The 9,491-nt window shown below is 62.6% G+C and carries 9 protein-coding genes and 1 riboswitch; of the genes, 6 read left to right on the forward strand and 3 right to left on the reverse strand.

Translation table 11 applies throughout. From position 1 onward, the window contains the following. The first annotated feature begins 390 nt into the window (after positions 1-390). A complete protein-coding gene (locus KG698_RS00260; protein WP_213683578.1) occupies positions 391-1,116 on the forward strand; it encodes a class II aldolase and adducin N-terminal domain-containing protein in 726 nt (241 codons plus the stop codon). Here the strand turns inward: KG698_RS00260 and KG698_RS00265 are convergent. Genes KG698_RS00265 through KG698_RS00275 form a run of 3 tightly spaced genes read right to left on the reverse strand, consistent with a single transcriptional unit; the run spans position 1,113 to position 4,146 of the window. Further along, positions 1,113-2,141: an extracellular solute-binding protein gene (locus tag KG698_RS00265; protein WP_213683579.1), complete on the reverse strand. Its 1,029-nt coding sequence runs from the start codon at positions 2,139-2,141 to the stop codon at positions 1,113-1,115. The genes KG698_RS00260 and KG698_RS00265 overlap by 4 nt on opposite strands. Beyond that, positions 2,111-3,481: a sensor histidine kinase N-terminal domain-containing protein gene (locus KG698_RS00270; protein ID WP_213683580.1), complete on the reverse strand. Its 1,371-nt coding sequence runs from the start codon at positions 3,479-3,481 to the stop codon at positions 2,111-2,113. The genes KG698_RS00265 and KG698_RS00270 overlap by 31 nt, the downstream gene beginning before the upstream one ends. Further along, positions 3,478-4,146 carry a response regulator transcription factor gene (locus KG698_RS00275; RefSeq protein WP_213683581.1) on the reverse strand — a complete coding sequence of 223 codons (669 nt, stop codon included), beginning with the start codon at positions 4,144-4,146 and terminating at the stop codon, positions 3,478-3,480. The genes KG698_RS00270 and KG698_RS00275 overlap by 4 nt, the downstream gene beginning before the upstream one ends. A gap of 116 nt (positions 4,147-4,262) precedes the next feature. On the opposite strand from KG698_RS00275, the gene KG698_RS00280 reads away from it, so the two are divergent. The 5 genes from KG698_RS00280 (at position 4,263) to KG698_RS00300 (ending at position 9,347) form a co-directional block, all read left to right on the forward strand. Continuing rightward, positions 4,263-5,243, forward strand: coding sequence for a tripartite tricarboxylate transporter substrate binding protein (locus KG698_RS00280; RefSeq protein ID WP_213683582.1), 981 nt, complete (start codon positions 4,263-4,265; stop codon positions 5,241-5,243). Between the two features lie 114 nt (positions 5,244-5,357). Further along, positions 5,358-5,855, forward strand: coding sequence for a tripartite tricarboxylate transporter TctB family protein (locus tag KG698_RS00285; protein WP_213683583.1), 498 nt, complete (start codon positions 5,358-5,360; stop codon positions 5,853-5,855). A 12-nt stretch (positions 5,856-5,867) separates the two neighbouring features. Then, on the forward strand, positions 5,868-7,382 hold the full coding sequence (locus tag KG698_RS00290; protein WP_213683584.1) for a tripartite tricarboxylate transporter permease: 1,515 nt from the start codon (positions 5,868-5,870) through the stop codon (positions 7,380-7,382). Then, positions 7,372-8,577, forward strand: a complete 1,206-nt coding sequence (locus KG698_RS00295) for a CoA transferase (protein WP_213683585.1) — start codon at positions 7,372-7,374, stop codon at positions 8,575-8,577. Before KG698_RS00290 ends, KG698_RS00295 begins: the two co-directional genes overlap by 11 nt. Beyond that, on the forward strand, positions 8,574-9,347 hold the full coding sequence (locus tag KG698_RS00300; protein ID WP_213683586.1) for a citryl-CoA lyase: 774 nt from the start codon (positions 8,574-8,576) through the stop codon (positions 9,345-9,347). Before KG698_RS00295 ends, KG698_RS00300 begins: the two co-directional genes overlap by 4 nt. A gap of 41 nt (positions 9,348-9,388) precedes the next feature. After that, positions 9,389-9,487, forward strand: a riboswitch (TPP riboswitch). Positions 9,488-9,491: the final 4 nt, after the last annotated feature.

A 9,491-nucleotide genomic window follows, 5' to 3' on the forward strand; every position in this document is an offset into this window, starting at 1 on the left:
CGTGACGGTCATCGGCAATATTGACATCGCGTGTCTCCTGACATTCTGGGCCTTGGGCCGTTTGATCATGCCTGCCTTGGCTTTGGCCAAAGCGAGGCCAAACGCGCTTTTGGGGGCGCGGATCGTAACCTGACTGGGATTGGACAAAGGCAGCAGAACTCTCAGCCTATGGTGGCGAAGTGGGGCGGCGATTCATTGACGGTGGTCATCTTATTGATCTGTCGCCTGTGGCGGGCGGATTGAGAGGCCAAAAACGGGATCAAGCCATTGAAAGAAAGTTACTATCTAAAGTTTTGGCGACTCGAGATCATCGCTCAAAGGTTGTGCCAAGGAACTGGACGGGGCGTGATCGGCCCGCTAGCCTGCACGCAAATGGGAAGGGATACGACGATGAATCATGCCGATACCCGCGCCGATCTGGCGGCTGCGTTTCGCCTCACTGCACGCGAGGGGATGCATGAGGGGGTGGCCAATCATTTCTCGATGGCGGTCAATGATGAGGGGACGCAATTCCTGATCAATCCGCGGCGTCATTTCAGCCGCATCCGCGCCTCGGACCTCTGGGTGATCGACGCCAATAATCCCGAAAGCGCCAAGGGCGAGGATGCGCCCGATCCCACCGCTTGGGGGCTGCATGCCAGCCTGCACCGCCATGTGCCGCATGCGCGCTGCGCGATGCATGTGCATTCCACCTACGCCACGGTTCTGGCCAGCCTTGCCGATAGCCGCCTGCCACCCATCGATCAAAGTTCGGCGATGTTTTTCAACCGTATCGTGATCGACGAGAATTATGGCGGCCTTGCGATGGAGGAGGAGGGAACGCGCTGCGCGCGCATGTTCCAAGACCCCTCGATCCGCACCATGGTGATGGGCAACCACGGCGTGCTTTTCATCGGTGAAACGGTCGCCGAAACCTTTATGCGGATGTATTATTTCGAGCGGGCGGCGCGCACCTACATCATCGCGCTGTCCACGGGGCGGGACTTGCGCGAGCTCTCACCCGAGGTGGCCGAGATCACTGCCCGCCAGCAAGAGGGCGACCCGCAGGCCGAGGCCGATTTCATGCGTGGCATGCGTATGGTGCTGGATGCCGAAAACCCCGATTACAAGCATTAACGCTGTTCCATCGCGTTTTCCCACTCCGCCAGAAAGGTGCGCCGGTTGAGCGGATCAAGGTAGACCATCAGCGCGGGACCAAGCCGGATCGGGCTGAACCCCGCCCCATCGGCCCCGCCCGTCTCGCCCAAGGGCGGCAGGGGCCAGTCATCCGCCGTGGCGCGCACGCCCGTTTCCAACAGCAGATCGATTAGCGCGCCTGCGGCCTCGACCTGCTCGGCGTTGCGCGGGATGATCGCGGTGCGCAGCATGATGTTCTCAAAATCCTCCATCCGCAGGATTTGCACCCGCCCACCGGAATCGCGCGCCAAACGCTCGGCGGCGTAGCTGCCCAAGACGTTATAGGCCATAGCCAGCCGCCCCGCCGCCACATCGTCGATCATCTGCCCCGAGCAGCAATATAGCTTTGGGTCAAGCCGCCCCATCACTTCGACCAGCCGCCAATAGACATCGGTTGAACGTGTCTCTTTGGTGGCAAAAAGATAGCCCAGACCGCTTTCGCGGACATCATAGGTACCCACAGCCCCGTGGAACCGCGCGGGGTTGTCGCGCAACAGCGCGATCAGCTCTTGCCGTGTTGCAGGCAGTGGCAGCCCTGCGATCCGCTCGCCATTGACCACGACCACCGCGCGTTCGGCGCTGAAGGCAAAGATCAAATCGCGCCAGCGCGCCCAATCGGGCAGATCGGCGGTCATAGCCGAGCGATAGCTGCGCGCAAAGCCGTCATTGGCCAGTTGAAATTGCAAATCCATCGCCGAGGACAAGGCCAGATCAAAGGGCGCGCCATCGCGGATCGCGGCATATAGATCGGTCGATGAGGTGACGGTATAGGCGATGCTGATGTCGGGGCGCTGGGTCTGAAAAGCTCGCAAATATGGCTCGAATACGGCCAAGTCGGCGGTCGAGATGACGCGCAACACCACTGGCCCGGTGCCGGGGTAGAAACGCTCCTCCTCGACCTCATAGGCGAGAATGGCCCCAGTCCATGACAGGATCACGCCAAGGGCAAAACCAAGGATACGCATGCACCCCTCCCGTTCTCTGCATGTTGTAATGCCAGATGCCCGCCATGGGCTGCGACCACATCACGCGCGATGGTCAACCCCAGACCCGAGCCCACGATGCCGCCGGTATTGGCCCCACGCCGAAAGCGTTCGGTCAAGGCTTCGACAGGGCCATCGCCAAGGCCCGGCCCCTGATCTGTGATGGTGATCTGGCCCATGGCCCCCAGCTTGGACACCGTGATGCTGACGGTCGTATCCTCGGGCGAGTATTTGATCGCATTATCCAAAACATTGCGCAGTGCGCTATCGAGCAGCACCGCATCCCCCGCCACCTTTGCGGGTGCAAGGTTGAGCTGCAGATGGATATCGCGCAAGGCGGCTGTCGCCTCGAGCGTGGCGGCGGTTTGGCGGGCAAGATCTGCCAGATCGATGGGATCGCGCGCCAGATCGTCGGCGCGAAAGGCGACCGTGGCATGATCCAGCAATTGCCCCGCCGAGCGCGAGCTTTCATCGACGGCCCGGATAATGCCGCGTAGGCGCTGGCGCTCGGTCTCGTCGCTGACGCTGTGCAGCGCGATCTCGGCTTGGGTGCGCACGGTGGCCAAGGGCGTGCGCACGCGGTGTGCTGCCTCGGCGATGAAATCCTCGGACCGGCGGATGGATTGGCCCAAACGGTCCATCAAGCGGTTGAGCGCGGTCATCAAGGGGGCAAGCTCGGCCGGTGCCGCACGGCGCAGAGGGCGCAGATCGGATGGCCCGCGCCGCGAGACGGCGGCCGCGATCTCGTTCAATGGGCGGAGCGAAGTGCGCGCGGCAATCGCCGACAGCGCCACAGCCACGACGAAGAACGCGACCGACAAAACGGCGGCCAGCCGCGACAACTCGGCGGCGATTTGATCCACGCCTTGGCGTGTCTGGGCGACGGTGACGATCACCGGTATGGGCTGCGCACCCGCCAAGACCACCCGCAGGACCGAGGCCATGCGGATCACCTCGTCCGAATAAAGGCCGGTGGCGAAATCGACCTGACCCGGTGCCAAACCCTGATCGGGGGGCGGCAGATCGGCATAGCCTGTCAACAAGTCACCCGCCGCCGTCACGCGGTAAAACACCCGGTCCTCGCCGATGGCGTCGAGCATGGAAAAGGCGGAGTAGGGTAGTTCCAGCCGCACCTCGCCCTGTTCGCTGCGCAAGGTCTCGGCGATGGTGATGGCCGAGGCGGCCAAGACATTGTCCTGGGTCCGTTCGGCCGCTTGGCGTGCCAGCCCGGTGACCATCCCCCAACTGAGCAGCGACAACAGCGCCGCAACCCCCGCCAGAAGCAGGGTCAATCGCCGCCCGATGGAGCCGCGTGGGATCACGGCGCACCCGTCTCGATTCGGTAGCCCAAGCCGCGCACCGTCTCGATCTTCAGGCCGACTGTTTCGATCCGGCGGCGCAACCTGCCCACATAAACCTCGATGGCGTTTTCGGTCACAGCGGCGTCATAGGAAAACAGCCGATCCATCAGATGCGCCTTGGACAAGATCTGGCCGGGATGGCGGGCGAAAACCTCAAGCATGCGGATCTCGCGGTTTTTCAGCTCCAACACCATCTCGCCGCGCGACAGCGTGCCAGAGAGCGGATCGAACTGACAGCCACCGAGCGTGATCTGGTTGCGCGCGGCCCCGCCGCGACGGCGCAGCACCGCGCGGCAACGCGCCTCTAACTCTGAGAAATCAAAAGGTTTCGTGATGTAATCATCGGCCCCTTGATCGAGCGCGCCGACCCTGTCCGAGACTTGGCTGCGCGCGGTCAGCACGATCACGGGAGTTTCGATTTTTGTGCGGCTGCGCGCGAGGAATTCGCGGCCATCCCCATCGGGCAGCATCACATCGAGCAAGATCAGGTCGTAAAGGGCTGCGGCCAAACAATCCTCGGCCTCGGCCAATGTTGCGGCGTGATCGACGGCATGGCCATCCAGCACAAGGCGGCTGATCAGCGCCTCGGCCAGTTCCAGATTATCCTCGACCAACAGGTAGCGCATCGCCGCCCGAACCCCCATTTGCCCCCATCGCCCAAGCTGTCAGGCTTCTGTCAGCTTTTCGTGTTGGATTGGCACCATGGGCGGCGGAGGACCGCCTGTCAAACGGGAGGATGACCATGAACACCTATGGGTGGACGCGCCGCGCCATGTTGGCCGCGGCAACCGCAACGCTGGCCTTTTCGGGCATGGCGAAAGCAGATCAAATGATGGGCCAAGTGCATTTCCTGATCCCCGGCGGTGCCGGTGGCGGTTGGGATGGCACCGCGCGCGGCACGGGCGAGGCATTGGTCAATGCCGGTCTGATCGGCAGCGCAACCTATGAAAACCTGTCGGGTGGTGGCGGCGGCGTGGCGATTGCCAGCCTGATCGAAAACGCCGCATCGAGCGATGGCACCTTGATGGTCAACTCGACCCCCATCGTAATCCGCGCGCTGACCGGCGAGATTTCGCAAAGCTTCCGTGACCTGACGCCTGTGGCAGGCACCGTTGGCGATTATGCGGCAATTGTCGTGAAGGCCGATAGCCCCATCACCTCAATGGCCGATGCGCTGGCCATGTACCGCGCTGACGGGATGGATTTCGCCATCGGCGGTGGCTCGGTTCCCGGTGGCATGGATCACCTTGTCGCGGCTATCGTGATGCAGGCCGCAGGCGAAGATCCGACCGCCTTCAACTACATCGGCTATGACGCTGGTGGCGAGGCGATGGCCGGTCTGTTGTCGGGTGAGATCGACGCGCTCTCGACCGGCTTCTCCGAGGCGATCGCGCTGTCTGATCAGGGTGTCGTGCGCATCCTTGGCGTGACCGCGCCCGAGCGTGTGCCGGCCTCGGCTGACACCCCCACTTTCGCCGAGCAGGGGATCGACGCGCAATTCGTGAACTGGCGCGGGTTCTTTGCCGCACCGGGCATGGATGGTGCAAAGGTGCAGGCCTATCAGGATTTGCTGGCCGCGATGATGGAAACCCCCGAGTGGGAAACCGTGCGCGCCAGCATGGGTCTGGTCAATATCTACCGTCCCGGCGCGGAATTCACGGAATTCCTCGAAGCACAGGAAACGCAGCTTGGCGATCTGATGCGCGAGCTGGGCTTTCTCTAAGCACGCCGCCGCCAGCGTGATTGCGCGGGCGGCATGATCAAGGACCAGAGCGCACCCATTGCGCGCTCTGGTCAATCGATCCCATAAATGACCAAAAATCGGGGAGTGACGACCATGGCGCTTGATCGATGGATCGCGCTGGCCTTTATCACGCTGTGTTGCGTCTATGGCTATGCTGCGTTCTTTACCATGGATGACAGCTTGCCGCCGATTTTGCGGCGCAATCCGATATGGCCCTCGACATTCCCCAAGATGCTGGCGGTCGCTGGCATCATCGTTGGTTTGATGGTGCTGTTTGGCCCCAAGACCGTCAAAGCCGACAGCCCGGCCAAACCGGCCGATGGCACGATGGATATCGCGAAGCTGCGCGAGTACCAGATTATCCCTGCACTTGCACTTGTTGGGCTGATGCTGGCCTATGCGATGGCGCTCAGGCCTTTGGGCTTTCTTGGATCAACAACATTGTTCCTGATGCTGGGCGCGATGATCTTGGGTGAGCGCAAGCTTTATATCCTGATCCCCGTCTCCGCGCTCGCCGCTTGGTCGATTTGGTATCTGGTACAAGAGGTGTTGGGGATTTTCCTGCGCCCTTGGCCGGCGTTCATGGCCTGAGGAGGGTGGAAGATGATTGAAGGTCTCCTGTTAGGGCTTGCTGCGGCGGTCACGCCCTTCAACCTGATGATGGTGGTGATGGGCTGTGTCATCGGCACGCTCATCGGCATGTTGCCCGGTCTTGGGCCGATGTCGATCATTGCGATCATGATCCCCATCGCGATCAGCATCGGCGATCCGGCCTCGGCGCTGATCTTGCTCTCGGGCGTCTATTACGGCGCGATTTTCGGCGGCTCGACGTCCTCCATCCTGCTCAACGCGCCGGGGGTCGCGGGCACGGTCGCCACCAGCTTCGATGGCTACCCCATGGCGCGCAAGGGGATGGCGGGCAAAGCGCTGACCATTGCCGCTGTCGCCAGCTTCGCGGGCGGCACGATCGGCACGATCTTGTTGATGATTTTTGCGCCCGCGCTGTCGTCGGTGGCGCTTTTGTTCCATTCGGCCGAATATTTCGCGCTGATGGTGGTTGGGCTTTCGGCCATCGCGGCCTTTGCGGGCACGGGTCAGGTGGGCAAGGCGCTGATGATGACGATCTTGGGCCTGATGATGGGCACGGTGGGCGAGGGGGCGTTGTCTAACATGCCGCGCTTCACCTTCGGGATCATGGAGCTGCAATCGGGCTTTTCCTTCATCACGCTGGCCATGGCGATGTTTGCCCTGCCCGAAGCGCTGTTTTTGGTGATGAACCCCGGCCGGGCCGCAACCGGGGCGGGCGGCAAGATCACCAATCTGCGCATCAGCCGGGCCGAGGCGCGCACCATCGCCCCCGTCATCGGGCGGCAATCGATCCAAGGCTTTTTCATCGGCGTTCTGCCCGGTGCAGGTGCGACCATCGCGTCTTTCCTTGGCTATGCGGTCGAGCGCAACCTTGCCAAGGGCAAGGAGCAGGAGGAATTCGGCCATGGCTCGATCAAGGGGTTGGCGGCACCGGAATCGGCCAATAACGCGGCTTGCTCGGGTTCGTTCGTTCCGCTTCTGACCTTGGGCATTCCCGGCTCTGGTACGACTGCAATCTTGCTTGGCGCGCTTTTGGCGCTGAGCGTGACACCCGGACCGCGCCTGATGATCGATGAGCCCGACGTCTTTTGGGCGGTCATCATCTCGATGTATATCGGCAATCTGGTGTTGTTGATGCTGAACCTGCCGCTCATCCCCTATATCGCGAAAATCCTCACGATCCCAAGGCAGTATCTTATTCCCTTCATCTTGTTCTTCACTCTGATGGGAAGCTATATCGGGCAAAACAATTCAACCGAGCTGCTCATCCTTGTGGGCTTCGGCGTGATCGCCACGATCCTGCGCTTTGCCGATTATCCTTTGGCACCGCTTTTGATCGGCTTCATCCTTGGCACGATGATGGAGGATAATTTCGCCCGCGCCATGCAGCTTTATCGCGGTTTCGACTTTATCCTTGAAAGGCCCATGACCTTGGCGCTGTTGGTGCTGGCCGCGATCCTCGTGGTGTTGCCAAGCTACCGCGCGCGGCGGGCAAGGTTGCGCGCCGCTGTGGTGGCTGATGGCGACTGAGGCCACGGCCCCCTTGCGGGGCGTGCGGGTTCTCGATCTGACCAATGTGCTGGCGGGCCCATTTGCCTGCCAGCAACTTGCCCATCTTGGCGCCGAGGTGGTCAAGATCGAGGCGGTGGGCCGGGGCGATCTGGCCCGCAATCTGGGTGCCGATCCCGATCTCTCGGCGCGCGGCATGGGGATCAGCTTTCTGGCGCAAAATGCGGGCAAAACCTCGCTGACGCTGAACCTCAAGGATACGCGGGGGCGCGCGATCCTTGAGCGGCTTGTTAAAGATGCCGATGTGCTGGTCGAAAACTTCCGCCCCGGCGTGATGGATCGCTTGGGCGTTGGCCCTGATCACCTGCGCAGCCTTAACCCCCGGCTCATCTATTGCGCGATTTCCGGCTTTGGCCAGACCGGCCCATGGGCCGACCGCCCAGCCTATGACCAGATCGTGCAGGGGGCGGCAGGTGTGATGTCAATCACGGGTGATGCGGGCAGCGCGCCCCTGCGCGTGGGATATCCCTTGGCCGATACGATCGGCGGGCTGACGGCGGCCATGGCGATTGGCGCAGCACTCAACGCCCAGCCGCGCGGGGCTTTTATCGATGTCTCGATGCTTGAGGCTGTGCTCGCGACGATGGGATGGGTGGTGTCGAACCATCTGGTAGGGGGCGTGGAGCCTGAGCCACAGGGCAATGAAAACCCGACCTCCGCCCCCTCGGGTACCTTTCAATGCAGTGACGCGCCGATCAACATCGCCGCCAATACCGATGATCAATGGCTGGCGCTGGCAGGGCATCTGGGCCGCGCTGATCTCTGCGCGCACCCCGATTTCGCCACGCGCGAGGATCGCAAGTTGAACCGCCATAGGTTGCGCGCCGAATTGGAAACCGTGCTCACCACGCGCCCGGCCGAGATCTGGGCCGAGGAATTGGCCACCATCGGCGTGCCGGCAGGGGCGGTGATGCGCGTACCCGCGATCTTGGCCCATCCGCAGATTACAGGCCGCGATTTCATCGGTCGGTTCGACGCTGTGCCGGGGGTGGGCCGCCCTGTCGATCTGGTGCGGCTGGGGGCCATGATCGACGGCATGCGCCCTAGCGTCACCACCCCGCCGCCCGCCCTTGGCCAGCACAGCGATGACATTTTGCAAGCGCTTGGCTACGATCTGGCCGCGATCCAATCCCTGCGCGCGGAGGGCGTGATTTGACCGACAAAACCGATGTGGCCGATTGGTGGCGCACCGCCATCATCGAGATGGAACCGGGGCGGATCAGCTTGCGTGGTCATCTTATACAAGATCTGATCGGCAATATCGGCTTTGCGCCGATGATCTGGCTGATGGTCATGGGGCAAAAGATCGAGGGCCCGCGCGCGGCGCTGTTCGAGGCGGCGCTGGTCTCGGCTGTCGATCACGGGCCGCAAGCCCCCTCGATTGCCGCCGCGCGCATGGCCGCCACCTGTGGCGTGGGGCTGCAATCGGCAATGGCCACGGGTCTCAATATGCTGGGCGATGTGCATGGCGGCGCGGGTGAACAGGCTGTGGCACTTTATCACGCTGTCGCCGATGCCGATGATCTGGGCCGCGCGCTGGATGATTGGCGGGCCGCGCACGGCCCCTACCTCCCCGGATTTGGCCATAGGTTCCATAAACCCGTCGATCCCCGCGCGCCGCGGCTTTTGGCGCTGGTCGATGAGGCCGCCGCAGCGGGGGCGGTGTCGGGCCGTTTCGCCGATATCGCGCGTGCTATCGGCGCGCATCTGGCGGCTGAGCGCGGCAAGCCCATCGCGCTTAACATCGATGGGGCCACGGCGGTGATCTATGCCGAGCTTGGTTGCCCCGCACCCTTGGCGCGCGGGTTTTTTGGCCTGTCGCGTTCGGTCGGCATCTTGGCCCATGTGTGGGAACAAACAGAGCAGGGCGGGCGCAACAAAGGCCCGACCCCGCCCGCTTATCGCTGGACATTTGACCCCAGCTGATCCGGTCCTCTTGACAAGATTGAGGCCCACGATAATGGTCCGCATTGTGACAGGGGCGTCCGGGCAACCGCTTGGGCTGAGAAGCACCCTTTGAACCTGAACCAGATCATGCTGGCGTAGGGAGTCCGTGACCGGGTGCATCTG

It is taken from the genome of Roseicyclus sp., from assembly GCF_018402035.1.
Classification (GTDB): Bacteria; Pseudomonadota; Alphaproteobacteria; order Rhodobacterales; family Rhodobacteraceae; genus Roseicyclus.